This is a genomic window from Rothia endophytica (assembly GCF_928381505.1).
GTDB lineage: Bacteria > Actinomycetota > Actinomycetes > Actinomycetales > Micrococcaceae > Rothia > Rothia endophytica_A.
The window spans coordinates 78,681-92,442 of the sequence record NZ_CAKMSJ010000002.1 but is presented as its reverse complement, the minus strand read 5'-3'; the positions used below and the strand labels follow the sequence as shown (position 1 = coordinate 92,442).

The window sequence follows — 13,762 nt, the reverse complement described above, 5'->3', positions numbered from 1 at the left end:
ATTAACCCTGATTGAAGAGGTTATTGTCGTCGCTGTCTAAAGCAACCGGAATCTCAGTACCTTCAGCACCGAGGACCTCTAGGTTGGCGGGAGTCAGCAAGAAGACCTTATCGGTAACCCGCTCAATTGAACCGTGCAAGGCAAAAGCCAAGCCAGCTGAGAAATCAACCAGACGCTTAGCGTCGGTATCTCCCATATCGGTCACGTTCATAATGACCGGAATGTTCTCGCGGAAGGATTCACCAATGATTTTGGCATCGTTGTAAGAACGAGGGTGAATGGTGGTGATACGGCGCAATTCTTCGTCGCTTTCGTTGGGGGTATAACGGTTGGCAGGTCGCTCGACAGGAGCGGAATCAGCAGAGGACTGCTCTTGGTCGCGGTAGTTATCCGCAGAGAGTGAGGACGTGGCAGAGCTGTGGGACGGCGCATACAGGTCATCTGACTCTGATGCTCTCACAGATCGAGAGTTACCGAGGGTGCCCAGCAGAACATCCCGGTCATCTGTTACAGAGGTTTCTGCCTGGGTCTCATCGTAGGCAACTTCGTCGTCGAAGGGCTGGTAGGTATCGTCTGCCTCGAATACAGTCTCTTCATAGACAGGTTCTAACCTTCTGGAAGCCTGTTGAGACCGTTCGGTCTCATTCTCTGCTAGCCCCAGGTAAGCCATTGCCTGATGCAAGGTACGAGCCATATTTATCTCCTTCAACAGGCAACCGCCACTGGGCTGTTACACCGTTACCTCTTCAATCCTTAGGTTTTCACGCTATCAAAACGCACCCCCATTTCAGGGGATGCCAGCAGCTTAAGTTTACCGGGTTAGCCCTCACTTCACAGCATTGGTCTTTTCCCCATGATGTGAGAACCTACTCTCACGTTGGTTGACCCCCACCGAATAGCAGCTTCAAGGTCGGTGCTCATGCCCGCTGAGATAGTCCTTGCCTCGGGGAAATCGCCCCATAGCTTTTCAGCGGTTCTATACAGACGTTCAAATGCTGCATCTGCGCTCTGATCCAGTGGTGCTACCGCCATCACTCCGCCTAAGACTAGTCCGGGTAAACGGGAAATCTGATGGGCGAGTTCCAGGGTGTCTTCGGGAGATGCTCCACCTCTGGCACCCAAAGAGGATTGGCCCGCAGTCGAAGGGGCCAGCGGGTTCAATCCTACCTGGATAAGACACTTTAGCCCACCACTTGCTAGGGACGCAGGCGCCGGCCCTTCCCCTGCCTCATAGCGCTTGAGCTGGTTAAGGTAAGCCTTGGACAAGGCCTCTGCCAAGGATAGGCGATCAACCGACTGAACCTCGTGCGCATATTTGACAACAGACTTGGCTTTATTGGTTTGTAGCTGCCCGATAAAAGACCAGCGCAGGGGGTCATCAGTATGAGCGTGGGGTAATAGCTGGGCAGCTTTACCGCTAGCTTCCTGGTCACGGTTCTCACCGGCCGACCGTACCCCCATATCGTAAAGGGCTGCAACATCTTCCGCTGGAAAAAATTTAGTGACCACAGTAAGTTCTGGCAGCGCAGAAGTTTGAGCACGCACCGCGCTCAAATCCTGGGAGGCTGCGGCGATCTGTGCCTGCACCTCCTGAAGATTATGTGCCAATTCCCTGGCACGTGCTTCTGAATACATCAACATGGTGACTCCAACCTATTGTTTCTCAACCCATACAAGTCCAGCTATTCTGCCTGCTTCCCTGCCGCCTGCTACGGCTCGGTGAGAAAACAGTTGCTCGGTTTCAAGCGTACAAGCGCCAAACTCATCTGACACTTCTGCGACAGCAGGGAGTTTTTGCAGGACGGCGTGGGCCCCTGCAGGGAGGTCAAGAGCCGGTGTTCCCCAACTGGTGGTAGAAGCAACCTCCGGTAGCAAGCGGCTTGATTCCCGGTGCATATCGGCGGGCACTTCATAACAGCGTCCGCAGATTGATGGGCCAATCCACACTCGAATATTCTCTGCGCTCCGGGCAAGGAGCTCCTGAACGGCGGCTTCAATCACGCCGTCTAATAGCCCCCGACGCCCAGCGTGAGCTACGCCCAGAATCGGTGAACCGGTTGCCCGATGCTCCCCCACAAAAACCAGAGGGATACAGTCTGCCACCATAACGGCCAGCGCACGGGAGTCACACGTGACAGCGGCATCGGCCACCGGCGCTGCAGACCTCAGCTGACGGGCTGCATCTTCATCACCGGTACTGGTGTGTCGCGCTGATGCCACCTGATCAGCGTCGCATACCTCGGTTCCATGAACCTGCTCTAGATAGATAAACCCAGCGGCAGCGTTGGTGCCCAGCAGAAATTCTTCAAGATTCGCTCTGTGTTCTACTGCCACAGCTGGGCTGGCGCCCACGTGGAGGCCTAAATTACCGGCAGCGCGGGAGGTAAACCCCAGGTGGACTGTGCTGCCATCAGGTGTGCTGACGGTGTGTCGGGAGTACAAAACATCGTGCATTGATTTGCTTTCTGAGGCCAAGGGTATGTGCTAAAAACTCTACCGTGCAAAAGTGGGGGTGAAGGCACATCTTGCCTTCACCCCCACCGCATCAAATTATGATGGTTGATGCCCTACTTAAGGAAGTCGGGAACATCCAGAGTGTCACGTCGGTTAGCCGATGCATCTTCAACCACGGGGGGAAGATCAACGTCAAAGCCAGCGTTAGTGGGAACATCATTGTTGTTTGATTCCCAGGTGTTAGTAGCCGGGGCACTGAAACCGCGTGAAGCTGAAGAGGGAGCAGATGCGCCTCCGAAGCTCTGCTGGGTGCGTGCTGCCTGGTTGGCTGCTGCGTTGGTGTTATTGGAGTTGGTTTCGGGGTCGACCGAATCAAAACCAGCGGCAATAACGGTAACGCGAGCTTCATCGCCCAGGGCATCGTCAATGACGGCACCGAAGATGATGTTGGCGTCGGGGTGAGCAACTTCCTGAACCAGGCGAGCTGCCTCGTTGATTTCGAAGAGACCCAGGTCTGAACCGCCCTGGATGGACAGCAGAACGCCGTGAGCACCATCGATGGATGCCTCGAGCAGAGGGGATGCAATCGCCAGTTCGGCTGCCTTGACGGCACGGTCTTCACCGGATGCGGAGCCAATGCCCATGAGAGCTGAACCAGCACCCTGCATGACTGACTTAACGTCTGCAAAGTCAAGGTTAATCAGACCGGGGGTGGTGATCAGGTCGGTGATGCCCTGGACACCTGAGAGCAGAACCTGGTCAGCTGACTTGAAGGCGTCGAGCATAGAAACGTTGCGGTCCGAGATGGAGAGCAGACGGTCGTTGGGGATGACGATGAGGGTATCAACTTCATCGCGCAGAGCAGCGATGCCGGTCTCTGCTTGGTTTGAACGACGGCGGCCTTCAAAGGTGAAGGGGCGGGTCACAACACCAATGGTCAGTGCGCCCAGGGAGCGGGCAATGCGTGCGACGACGGGTGCACCACCGGTACCGGTGCCACCACCTTCACCAGCGGTTACGAATACCATATCAGCGCCCTTGAGCACCTCTTCAATTTCCTGCTCGTGGTCTTCAGCAGCCTGACGTCCCACATCGGGGTTAGCACCAGCGCCAAGGCCGCGGGTCAGTTCACGGCCCACGTCGAGCTTTACATCCGCATCTGACATAAGCAGTGCCTGAGCGTCGGTATTGATGGCGATGAACTCAACACCGCGGAGACCGACCTCAATCATGCGGTTAACGGCGTTTACGCCACCGCCACCGATGCCGACTACTTTGATAACTGCCAGGTAGTTCTGGGGAGCTGATGTATCCATGGATTCCCTACTGTTTTTACTCTTAGACACAAATCTAAACCTTTACTTTAAAGGTTAGATTGGAACATTTTATTTACTCAATCAATGAAAGATTATCAATTTCACGGGCAGGTTGTCGCCCCAGTGTCGACCCAAGCATTACTTTTTCAGAAATTCTGAAGGTTGAAATCTAATCTAAGCTTTAGGTTTAACTACTTGACGGTGGGAACAAGTGGGCTGGAAACGTCATAGACGGTCACGGCGCCCTCAGCGCCCACTGATTCCATCAGGCTCATCAAAACCTTAGCCTTAAGTTCACTTTCAGCGGGTGTCCCCCAAATAACTCGGGTGCCATCAGCCATCTGCAAGTTAATGGTTGACGCCGAATCAGCAGTCGCTTCAGAAACCTGAGACAAAATAGACGTTGGTAAAGCTGCCAGAACCCCCGTCACTGTCGTAAATTCCGGCGTACCCAGAATGTCTGTTCCTCCATCCACTAATGGAACCCCAGCACTCTCTACAGTTTCGGTAGTCCGAAGCTGCTTACCTTCGTCATCAACGAGCACATAAGCATCGTCATCCTTAACCACGGCAACCGGTACGCGCTCATGAAGCTTGACCACCAGTTCATGAGGTGGTCTAGCTTCAAGGCTGACGCCTCGGAGCACCTCCTGGTTGCCCACCAGATCAGCGACTTGATCCTCAGTAACTCTGGTCATCGGTACCCCCTCTAGGGGAACCAGCTGATCCTTGACGTAAGAGGAATCAAGCAAGGACGCCCCCTCCACCGTGATGGTGCGAGTAGCGAGAAGGGGGGAGAAAAAGACCACACCCACGAACAGGGCAGCTACAACTACCACCGTTGCAAGCCCGTAGAACCAGCCTTTCAACCGGCTAACAGACCGAGGTGTTCTTTCCGGTTGAGGTTGGCTTTGCTGATCGGCTGATTGGCTCTCTGTATCTGCATCTTCTCGGTGAGGCTGTTCGGCGTGATCACGCCTCCACTGCGCAAACCGGCTATTGGTTGAGATATCAACGAGGTTGTCTGTCTCACCGCTCAGCTGCTCAACCTTTGAAGAATTGAGGCGGACCCGTGGCGTCCGCTGGCGTCCACTTTTCTTTGAGGCGGCGTGCTGATCCGGTGAGCCGTTTTTGGGGTGACTCACTGGGCTGCAGAGCTTTCACGTGCACGCAGCTGGTTGACCAGCTCTTGGCCGTAGGCGGTAATATCACCGGCTCCAACCGTCATTATGATGTCACCGGGCAGAGCTGCGGCAACAATTGACCGGACGGCCTCGTGGGCATCTGGTGCATAGTGCACCTCAGAGTAACCGGCATCAGTAATCAGGTGGCTAGTGACGTCCTCCATCGGTTGTTCACGAGCTGGATAGATATCTAGTACGTAGGACCGGTCTGCCTGTGACAGTGAACGGGCAAATTCTGCCGAGAACTCTTTGGTGCGGGAAAAGAGATGGGGCTGGAACAGCACGTAAAGGTTGTGTCCGGCTGCAACGGTCCTGCCCGTCTCCAGAGCACGCTGAACTTCAGTGGGATGGTGGGCGTAATCGTCAAAGACCTTCACACCGGCGGCCTCGCCGCGCAGGGTAAACCGGCGGTCAGTTCCGGTAAAGTTGCCGAGCGCTTGAACCGCATCCGACGGTGAGGCTCCCGCAATGAGTGCACAGATAAATCCTGCGGTCGCGTTGAGCTGGTTGTGGACGCCCGGCACCGGCAGGGTGAGGGTGATATGCCCGGCGAACTTCTGCTGCCCCACGGTGAAGTCCCAGACCAGGTTTGATGAGCATTCAGTGCCGTGCGAGGTGATGCCCGTGAGCTGCACCTGGGCTTCAGAGGTTTCGCCGTAGGTCACGACGTCCACACCTGCTGAGCGGGCACGCTCTGCTAGCTTGGAGGCACCGGCGTCATCGGCACAGGTGACCAGCACACCGCCAGGTGCCATTGAGCCAATGAACCGGTTGAAGGCTTCTGTCACCCGTTCGGCGGTGCCGTAGAAATCCAGGTGGTCTGGTTCAGCGTTAGTAACCACCGCAATTTCTGGGCGGTAACGCACGAAGGAACCGTCAGATTCATCTGCCTCAGCCACAAACCAACTCTCAGGGCCAGCAGCCCCCAGGTGGGCGTTGCTACCGAAGCCAGCGATCGTTGAGCCAACCGCAAATGAGGGTGAAAGCTCAAGACCTGACATCATCACCGAGATCATAGAACTGGTGGTGGTTTTACCGTGGGTCCCGGCAACAGCGATGACCTTCGAGTCCCGCATGGTAGCCGCTAGGGCCTCTGACCGGTGGAGCACCAGCAGACCGGAAGCACGAGCGGCAGCAAGCTCAGGGTTATCTTCGCGAATTGCTGTAGAAATCACCACCGTCTGAGCACCGCTAATATTCTCAGCTGCCTGCGGAGTGTAAACGGTAGCGCCCAGTTGTCTCAGAGAGTCCAGGGTTGCACCCTCTGCCTTATCTGAACCGCTAACCGTCATCCCAGCCTGCAGCATCAGCCGGGCAACAGCACTCATGCCGGCACCGCCGATGCCGATGAAGTGAACGTGCCCCAGCTGGTCCAAAACTGGACGCTCGGGGAAGGGAGGGGTCAGCGGAGCGGGAAGGTCGATAGAAAGATTGATGAGTGAGTCAGTCATTAGTGAGCTACCTCCAGTATTTTACGGGCCACCACAGCAGCAGCGTCACGAATACCGTGCTGGTACGAGGTGCTAGCCATGTCTTTAAGTTTCTTATGGTCGGTCAGCAAAGCCGGTACATGCTGGCGGAACCAGTCTGCTGTGAAGTCAGCGTCGGCAACGAGCAGCCCTCCCCCGGCATCGACCAGGCTCTTAGCGTTCAAAGCCTGCTCACCGTTGCCGATGGGCAGCGGCACAAAGATTGCAGGAACGCCCACCGCAGCTACTTCGCTGACGGTGGCGGCTCCTGAGCGCACAATCAACAGATCAGCAGCGGCATAGACATCTTCCATGGAAGTAATGAATTCAACCTGATGATAGGCAGGCGCTTCACGAATCTCGCCCTGCGGGGTGCGCAGTGCTTTATCTCGACCTGTGATGTGGAGAACCTGAAAGCCCCACCCGGCGATATCATCGACTATCTCTTCAATAGCCTTATTGAGGCTGAGGGCGCCGAGCGAACCACCGGTCACTACCAGGGTCGGCAGGTGAGGGTCTAGCCCCAGCCGCTCGCGAGCCGCAGTTGCTTCGGCGACCCGATCCAGCTCTGCAATGTTCTGGCGCATAGGCATGCCCACCAGCTGAGCGTTCTTGATGGGTGTATCGGGGAAGGCAGTGGCCACTACAGCAGCTTTTTTGGCGCCGACTTTATTAGCTAAACCGGGCTTAGCATTAGCTTCATGAATCACTACCGGCAGGCCAAGCTTTTGTGCGGCCAAGTACATAGGAGTACACACGTAACCGCCGACTCCGACCACAACGGATGCTGAATTGTCGGTCAGTATCTTCTCCGCCACATTCAGTGATTGCTTAAATTTGAGGGGAAATTTGAGCGCATCCAGGGTAGGACGTCGGGGAAAGGGAACCTTGGGGATGAAGCTTATCTCAAAGCCAGCGGCCGGTACCATGGTTGCTTCCATGCTACCTTCAGTACCTACTGTCATGATGTTGACGCTGGGTTCTTGGTCCTTGAGCGCACGTGCTATAGCAAGCATCGGGTTAATGTGCCCGGCGGTGCCGCCCCCTGCAAGCACTACGGTTGGTGCCTTGGTCATTCATTCGCTCCATGAAAAAGGTTGTTTACGCCTTACAGTTTACGCATTCAGCGCCCGGGGCACTATTCGCGGGGTGTCTTGCCGCCAGATAGACCGCCCTCAGAATCTCGTGCTGGAACCTCACGAGCTTTTTTGATAGTGCGCAAACCAGCGGGAATTTTGGGTTCTGGTTCTGGCTGCGCCTTAGGTAGCTTAGGCGTTGAGGGGGTTGCATTCGAGGCCCGAGTGTTCTGCTCCCCTTGAGTACCCTGCTTAGCTTGCTGGGTGCGAGCGGAGGGGTGGACTGGTGCAGTCCCGGCTGACCGCGGAGCGGGTGAGCTTTTCATGCCTTCGGGTTGTAGACGTTCACCAGAGCGGTGCGCAGTCTGCGGTGACACGCGCCCACCGGCGTCGACTGAACCGCCGCCTTGCTGACGTGGGCCGGCCTGCCGCGATTGGTGCTCATTTGCCCCAGCTGGCGCGGTGCTACCGGCAACGGCAGAGGCTAACCTATCAAGTTTGAACCGCTGGATGAACTTTTCAAGAGTCCAGCCCGAGTTGTAGGGGTCAGCTGAGATTTTCTCTTGTTCAGCAGCCACCAAGCGCCCAAGTTTTACCCGGCGAGCGGCGTCCTTTTGCACAGAGCCTCCGTTACCAACCCTAGATTCTTCGCCCATGATGGGTTGAAGCGGGGTTTGGCGCGCGAATGCAATCAAAATACCTGCAGCAATTAGGGATGAAATCAGTGAGGACCCACCATAGGAAACGTAGGGAAGGGGCACACCGATCACCGGCATCATACCGACGACCATAGCGATGTTCATCATGGCCTGCCCCACCAACCAGGTAATCAGCCCAATGGTGGCAAAGCGAATGAACAGGTCTGAGGATCGAAGAATGATGCGCATGGCGCAGTAGATCAGTGCTCCATAGAGCACCAGGACCGACAGACTACCCAGCAGCCCTAACTCTTCGCCAATAACGGCGAAAATGTAGTCGTTATGGGCCTCTGGCAGGTAGTTGTATTTCTGACGCGACTGCCCCAATCCGACTCCCCAGAAGCCACCGGTGGCTAGAGCGGCTAAGCCAGAATTAGCCTGGTCACAGGATGCCTCCACACACTCTTTCCAGAAAGCGAAGGTATTAAAAATTCGTTCGATACGGTTAGGGCTTATCGCTACCAGAGCCAGAGCTGCGAACCCTAGAAGGCTAAAGACCGAAACGACCGTAATACGCGAAGGTTTAGCCGCCAGCAGCATGGTGGAAAAGAAGAGACCGTAAACCAGCACTGTACCCAAATCATGGCCTGCCAGAATCAGACCCACGATCGTGATGAGCCCCAAGGCGGCAGGGAAGAGCGCCTTGAAGATGGTTTGGGCAGGGCGCCCGCGGTCAATCTGCCCCTGCCGTGAAAAGACCAGTGCCAGCCACAGGATCATCACCGGCTTGGCAATCTCTGAAGGCTGAATTCTGATACCGCCCAGGGAAATCCAGTTCTTATTACCGCCAACCTCAACACCCACGAAGATAACCGCTAGCAGCAGCAAAGCGCATGCCCCGAGGGCTAAGTTCAGCGCCAAACGGTTACGGTAAAGCCGCACAGGAATGAAGAAACCTATCACCACCATGGCCAGCAGACCCAGCACAGCATAGAAGCCCTGAGAGCGCGCCTGGGCGTAGGGCTGCAAACCTGCTGAAATCTGCTCCACGCTCGATGCTGAGAGCACCATGATGATGCCGAACGAGGTAAGCACAACCACCGTGCCGATAAGGACCAGGGGCACATCGCTCAGGACCATTGAGCTCAGGCGCAGCTGAACCCGCTCCCACTGCTCTTTGAGCCAGTGTGCGGTGTGGCGTACCCGCCCACCGTTTGATGGGCTCGGTGTAGGTGTAGCAGTGAGGCTCACGGTGTCATCACTTCTTTCGGGAAGAGGCTCTCTGGTTGCGGTCTTAAAATGCAGGGGGCGGGCCCCAAGATGTGAAGCCCTCCCCGTGAGCACAGCTAGGAGTTGATCTGATTGACCAGGTCTGTCACTGCATCGATGAAAGCGTTACCGCGATCAGCGTAGGATGCAAACTGATCCATAGAAGCCGCAGCAGGTGCCATCAGCACGGTGTCATTCTGTTCAGAAATCTCGTGGGCTTTGGCGACCGCCAACTGCATGACGGCAGCACCGTCTGTCTGGTTGGATAGCAGGACGCTCTGCGTCATGTTGTGTACGGGCACCTCGGGTGCGTGGCGGTCTAGTGCGGATTGCAGGGCACCGGTATCGGTGCCAATCATCACTACAGCTTTGAGGCGGTCCTTATGGTTTTGAACCAGCTCATCATAGGTCACGCCTTTAGATAGGCCACCGGCAACCCAGATCACCGGGTTGAAGGACTCCAGTGAGGCGTTGGCAGCGTGGGGGTTGGTCGCTTTGGAGTCATTGACCCACAGCACCCCGTGAGTGTTGGCAACCAGCTGAATGCGGTGAGCTCCCGGCTCATAGTTTTGTAAGCCAGCCTTTACCTGTTCCGGGCTGATACCGGCGGCTCGAGTGAGCGCAGCAGCGGCCAGAGCATTCTCAACAGTGTGCTTGGTGGGTAGTTGACCAGTATCAGAAACAGCGGCAACTTCAAGGGCCTGATGACGGCGGTCATCCAAAAAAGCCCGGTCGACTAGCAGGCCATCAACCACACCGAACATTGACAGCGCGGGGGTGTCGGCCCAAAAACCGATAGCTCGGCAGCCCTCAACCACATCAGCTTCTTCAACCATGCGCACAATTTCGTCCTGGTTGGCGTTGAAGATGCAGGCAACCTGCGTGTTCTCGTACACGCGGGCTTTATCAGCCAGGTAGTTTGCGTAGCCCTCGTGCCAGTCCACATGGTCCTCGGCTACATTGAGCACCACCGAGGCGAGGGGTGAGAGAGAGTAGGTCCAGTGCAGTTGGAAGCTGGAGAGTTCAACGGCAAAGAAGTCATATTCCACCGGGTCACGCAGGGCATCAAGAATAGGGGTGCCCACGTTACCCACGGCGATGGCCTTGTGGCCAGCGGTCTGGAGGATGGATTCGGTCATGCCCACGGTGGTGGTTTTACCGTTGGTTCCGGTGATGCAGAGCCACTGGGCAGTCTTGCGTCCTTCGCGTTCGCGCACGCGCCAGGCAAGCTCAACATCGCCCCAAATTTGAATCTTTTGATCCCGGGCGTCGGCCAGGATGCCCAGCGCCGGTGGTAGGCCCGGGGAGGTAACCACTAGCTCGGCGGGCTGACCTTCAACCAGGGGCAGAGAGTCCATGGAACCTGCGCCTAGCAGGGTCTCTGCGGCACCCACAATGCTCAGGGTGGTGGCTTTGGTCTGGTTGGCTTCGGTGTCGTTACCGTCGACCACCACAACGCGAGCGCCCAGCTCGATGAGGGTATCAGCAGTAGCGAAACCCGATACGCCGAGACCCGCTACGACGACGCGTAGCCCAGCCCAGTCTGAATCCCAGGTGGTCAGCTGCTCAAGGCGTTCATAGCCGTAGACGGGGTTTTCATTATTAGCCTTCATTAGAAGGAGCCTCCATTACTCATGAGCCAGTCACCGTAGAAGATGCCTAGAGCTACGGCAACAAAAAGACCGGCAAGAATCCAGAAGCGAACGACCACGTTAACTTCTGCCCAGCCCTTTAGTTCGAAGTGGTGTTGCAGGGGCGCCATGCGGAAGATTCGCTTGCCGCCGCTCATTTTGAAGTAGCCCACCTGCAGGATGACCGAGATAGCAATGATGACAAAGAGGCCGGCAATAATGGGCAGAAGCAGCTGGGTGCGGGTAATGATGGCAAAGGCAGCCAGGGCACCACCGAGGCCCAGCGAACCGGTGTCCCCCATGAAGATGGTTGCCGGTGAGGTGTTCCACCAGAGGAAGCCGATGAGAGCACCAATAAGGGATGCCGCGAGCATTGCCATCTGGCCGGAGGCAGGAACCTCATAGCAGACGGTGTCCATGGGGGCAGGGGTGCAGAGGTGCTGCTGCTGCCACATAGAAATCAGCAGGTAGCCGCTAAAGACCAGAATCGCAGCTCCCGTAGCCAAGCCATCAAGGCCATCGGTGAGGTTTACAGCGTTGGTAGTTGCGGTGGCAATGAGGTTAGCCCAAATGATGAAGAGAAGCAGAAGAACAATGGGGCCGGCAAAACCTAGATCCAACCAGGAGATATCCCGGGTGAATGAAATCTTGCTCGAGGCAGGAGCCCACCCGCGGTCGTCCTTCAAGAAGAGGGCACCGGCCGCGAAGAGAGTGCCAATCAGCCCCTGCAAGACAATCTTGCCCTTGGGGGTCAGCCCCTCGCTCTGCTTCTTCCAGATTTTCTTGAAATCATCGATAAAGCCAACACCGGCCATGCCCAGCATGAGGAACATAGCAAGCAAAACCGAGGCGGACGCTGCCCAGGAAGTACCAAAAATAGCTGCTGATAACCAGAGGGAGAAGAAGAAACCCAGCACCGTTGCCAGCATCATCATGACACCGCCCATAGTGGGGGTGCCTCGCTTAGTCTGATGGGAGGTAGGGCCATCTTCGCGGATGAACTGGCCAAACTGCTGTTTCACCAGCCATTTGGTGTAAATCGGTGTTCCGACGATCGAGATGATCAAGCCGAAAGCTGCAGCCAACAGAATGGAAATCATACGGAGTCTGTTTCTTCCCGGTTATGAGTGTGTAGAAGTTGAAGGTGAGGAGTCTGTTTCTTCACCATTGAATGAGTCTAGCGTGCCCACAAAGTCACCTGCGCTCAACCAAGATGCGGCGGTTGTCTCATCGGTGAGGGTAAGGTTGCCTTCGAAGTCAGCGACACGCTGACCTAGCGCCCCTAAGCCAGCACCGTTGGATGACTTGAAGAGGACGATATCTCCGGGCTGGACCTCACCCTGGAGCAGTGCGAAAGCCTCTTCGGGTGTAGCTACCCAGGTTGCCTCATTACCCCATGAGCCTTCAAGGTGGGCTGTGTTGTAGATGGGCTTAGCGACATCACCCACGGCGATGAGCTTTGAGATATTCATACGAACCGCGAGCTGACCAATACGATCATGCTCGAAGAGGGAACGCTCCCCCAGCTCTAGCATGGCGCCCAAAACAGCCCAGGTACGATTGGTCGAGGGCAGGCGGCCTAGCTGGGCTAGGGTCTGCAGAGCAGCGGTCATGGACTCAGGGTTAGCGTTGTAGGCATCGTTGATGATGGTAACGCCGTCTGCACGGTCAGTACGCTGCATGCGCCATTTGGAGGTAGCTTGCGCACTGTTCATTGCCGCAGCGATCTCCTCGGGTAAAACACCGCAGTTATAGGCCACTGTTGCTGCAGCAAGGAGGTTGTAGACATGGTGCTCACCGATAAGCTTTGACCGGATCTCGGCACCTTCACCGTTGGGAAAGACCAGGGTAAAGAGAGGGCAGCCGGCGTCATCGGTGGTGAGATTTTCAGCCACCATGCGTTCTTCTGAGACACCTGGATTGACACTGGTGGTCACCTCGGCTTCTTGCCCCTCTACCCCGAAGTAGGTTACGGGCACGGACGCGCGGTTGATCATGCGGCGCACGCGGTAGTCGTCGATGTTGAGGCCTAGGCCCGAAAGTACGCCTTCAGCCATTTCGCCCTTGGTTGCTTCGATATTATCGACGCCGCCAAACTCTCCGGCGTGGGCAGTACCCACTTTGAGCACTACGCCGTAGTCAGGTTGAATCATATCGGTGAGGTATTTGATGTTCCCCACGCGGTCGGCGCCCATCTCAATAACCAGATAACGGGTATCTTCCTCAGCCCTGAAGACGGTCAGGGGCACGCCCACTTCTCCGTTGAAGGACCCAACGGGAGCAACGGTCTTACCTTTGGCACCAAAGATGCTGGCGAGTAGGTCCTTGGTCGTGGTTTTGCCGGCTGAACCGGTAATACCCACCACGGTGATTTCTCCGCGAGCGCGTAGCCGCTTCACGATGTAAGCAGCTAGGCGTCCCATGGCTAAGACGACATCGTCCACCAGAACGGAGGGGTAAAGCTCTCCGCTATCAGCGGTCACTTCACGTTCGACTAGAGCCAGCGTAGCTCCAGCGGTGAAGGCCTGCTGCAGATACTGGTGCCCATCGGTCACTTCACCGGGCTTGGCCAAGAAGAGAGTCTTGGCGCTCACCTCTCGTGAGTCGGTCGTGGCCGAGGTGCAGGTAATTGTGTCCGCAGCTACAGCGGCAGCACCGAGTAAGGTGCCGGCAACTGCCTCAGAAATCTCTTGGGCTGAAAGTTCAATCATAGGTTCACCTTTAA

The 13,762-nt window shown here is 56.3% G+C and carries 11 protein-coding genes; all 11 read right to left on the bottom strand.

Going from position 1 to position 13,762, the window contains the following annotated elements; all coding sequences use genetic code 11:
- Window position 1 precedes the first annotated feature (1 nt).
- The 11 genes from L6990_RS02525 to L6990_RS02475 all read right to left on the bottom strand — a co-directional run bounded on the left by L6990_RS02525 (window position 2) and on the right by L6990_RS02475 (window position 13,748).
- Window positions 2-694 carry a cell division protein SepF gene (locus L6990_RS02525; RefSeq protein WP_336604463.1) on the bottom strand — a complete coding sequence of 231 codons (693 nt, stop codon included), beginning with the start codon at window positions 692-694 and terminating at the stop codon, window positions 2-4.
- 137 nt (window positions 695-831) lie between these two features.
- Window positions 832-1,641, bottom strand: coding sequence for a YggS family pyridoxal phosphate-dependent enzyme (locus L6990_RS02520; RefSeq protein ID WP_237202505.1), 810 nt, complete (start codon window positions 1,639-1,641; stop codon window positions 832-834).
- 12 nt (window positions 1,642-1,653) lie between these two features.
- Window positions 1,654-2,454, bottom strand: coding sequence for a polyphenol oxidase family protein (locus L6990_RS02515; protein ID WP_237202504.1), 801 nt, complete (start codon window positions 2,452-2,454; stop codon window positions 1,654-1,656).
- A 113-nt stretch (window positions 2,455-2,567) separates the two neighbouring features.
- Window positions 2,568-3,770: a cell division protein FtsZ gene (gene ftsZ, locus L6990_RS02510; protein ID WP_237202503.1), complete on the bottom strand. Its 1,203-nt coding sequence runs from the start codon at window positions 3,768-3,770 to the stop codon at window positions 2,568-2,570.
- Between the two features lie 191 nt (window positions 3,771-3,961).
- A complete protein-coding gene (locus tag L6990_RS02505) occupies window positions 3,962-4,915 on the bottom strand; it encodes a cell division protein FtsQ/DivIB (RefSeq protein ID WP_237202502.1) in 954 nt (317 codons plus the stop codon).
- Window positions 4,912-6,405 carry a UDP-N-acetylmuramate--L-alanine ligase gene (gene murC, locus L6990_RS02500; protein WP_237202501.1) on the bottom strand — a complete coding sequence of 498 codons (1,494 nt, stop codon included), beginning with the start codon at window positions 6,403-6,405 and terminating at the stop codon, window positions 4,912-4,914. Before murC ends, L6990_RS02505 begins: the two co-directional genes overlap by 4 nt.
- Window positions 6,405-7,499, bottom strand: a complete 1,095-nt coding sequence (gene murG / locus L6990_RS02495) for an undecaprenyldiphospho-muramoylpentapeptide beta-N-acetylglucosaminyltransferase (RefSeq protein WP_237202500.1) — start codon at window positions 7,497-7,499, stop codon at window positions 6,405-6,407. The genes murC and murG overlap by 1 nt, the downstream gene beginning before the upstream one ends.
- 62 nt (window positions 7,500-7,561) lie before the next feature.
- Window positions 7,562-9,388, bottom strand: a complete 1,827-nt coding sequence (locus L6990_RS02490; protein ID WP_237202499.1) for an FtsW/RodA/SpoVE family cell cycle protein — start codon at window positions 9,386-9,388, stop codon at window positions 7,562-7,564.
- Between the two features lie 95 nt (window positions 9,389-9,483).
- Window positions 9,484-11,019 (bottom strand): UDP-N-acetylmuramoyl-L-alanine--D-glutamate ligase, encoded by a 1,536-nt coding sequence (gene murD / locus L6990_RS02485; RefSeq protein WP_237202498.1) that lies wholly within the window; start codon window positions 11,017-11,019, stop codon window positions 9,484-9,486.
- Entirely contained in the window at window positions 11,019-12,137 is a 1,119-nt protein-coding gene (gene mraY, locus L6990_RS02480) for a phospho-N-acetylmuramoyl-pentapeptide-transferase (protein WP_237202497.1), read from the bottom strand. The genes murD and mraY overlap by 1 nt, the downstream gene beginning before the upstream one ends.
- 21 nt (window positions 12,138-12,158) lie before the next feature.
- Window positions 12,159-13,748, bottom strand: coding sequence for a UDP-N-acetylmuramoyl-tripeptide--D-alanyl-D-alanine ligase (locus L6990_RS02475; RefSeq protein WP_237202496.1), 1,590 nt, complete (start codon window positions 13,746-13,748; stop codon window positions 12,159-12,161).
- Window positions 13,749-13,762: the final 14 nt, after the last annotated feature.

Coding starts and splice junctions, on each gene's coding strand:
- L6990_RS02525 (WP_336604463.1), bottom strand. CDS start 694: ATGGCTCGTACCTTGCATCAGGCAATGGCTTACCTGGGGCTAGCAGAG.
- L6990_RS02520 (WP_237202505.1), bottom strand. CDS start 1,641: ATGTTGATGTATTCAGAAGCACGTGCCAGGGAATTGGCACATAATCTT.
- L6990_RS02515 (WP_237202504.1), bottom strand. CDS start 2,454: ATGCACGATGTTTTGTACTCCCGACACACCGTCAGCACACCTGATGGC.
- ftsZ (WP_237202503.1), bottom strand. CDS start 3,770: ATGGATACATCAGCTCCCCAGAACTACCTGGCAGTTATCAAAGTAGTC.
- murC (WP_237202501.1), bottom strand. CDS start 6,405: ATGACTGACTCACTCATCAATCTTTCTATCGACCTTCCCGCTCCGCTG.
- murG (WP_237202500.1), bottom strand. CDS start 7,499: ATGACCAAGGCACCAACCGTAGTGCTTGCAGGGGGCGGCACCGCCGGG.
- murD (WP_237202498.1), bottom strand. CDS start 11,019: ATGAAGGCTAATAATGAAAACCCCGTCTACGGCTATGAACGCCTTGAG.
- mraY (WP_237202497.1), bottom strand. CDS start 12,137: ATGATTTCCATTCTGTTGGCTGCAGCTTTCGGCTTGATCATCTCGATC.
- L6990_RS02475 (WP_237202496.1), bottom strand. CDS start 13,748: ATGATTGAACTTTCAGCCCAAGAGATTTCTGAGGCAGTTGCCGGCACC.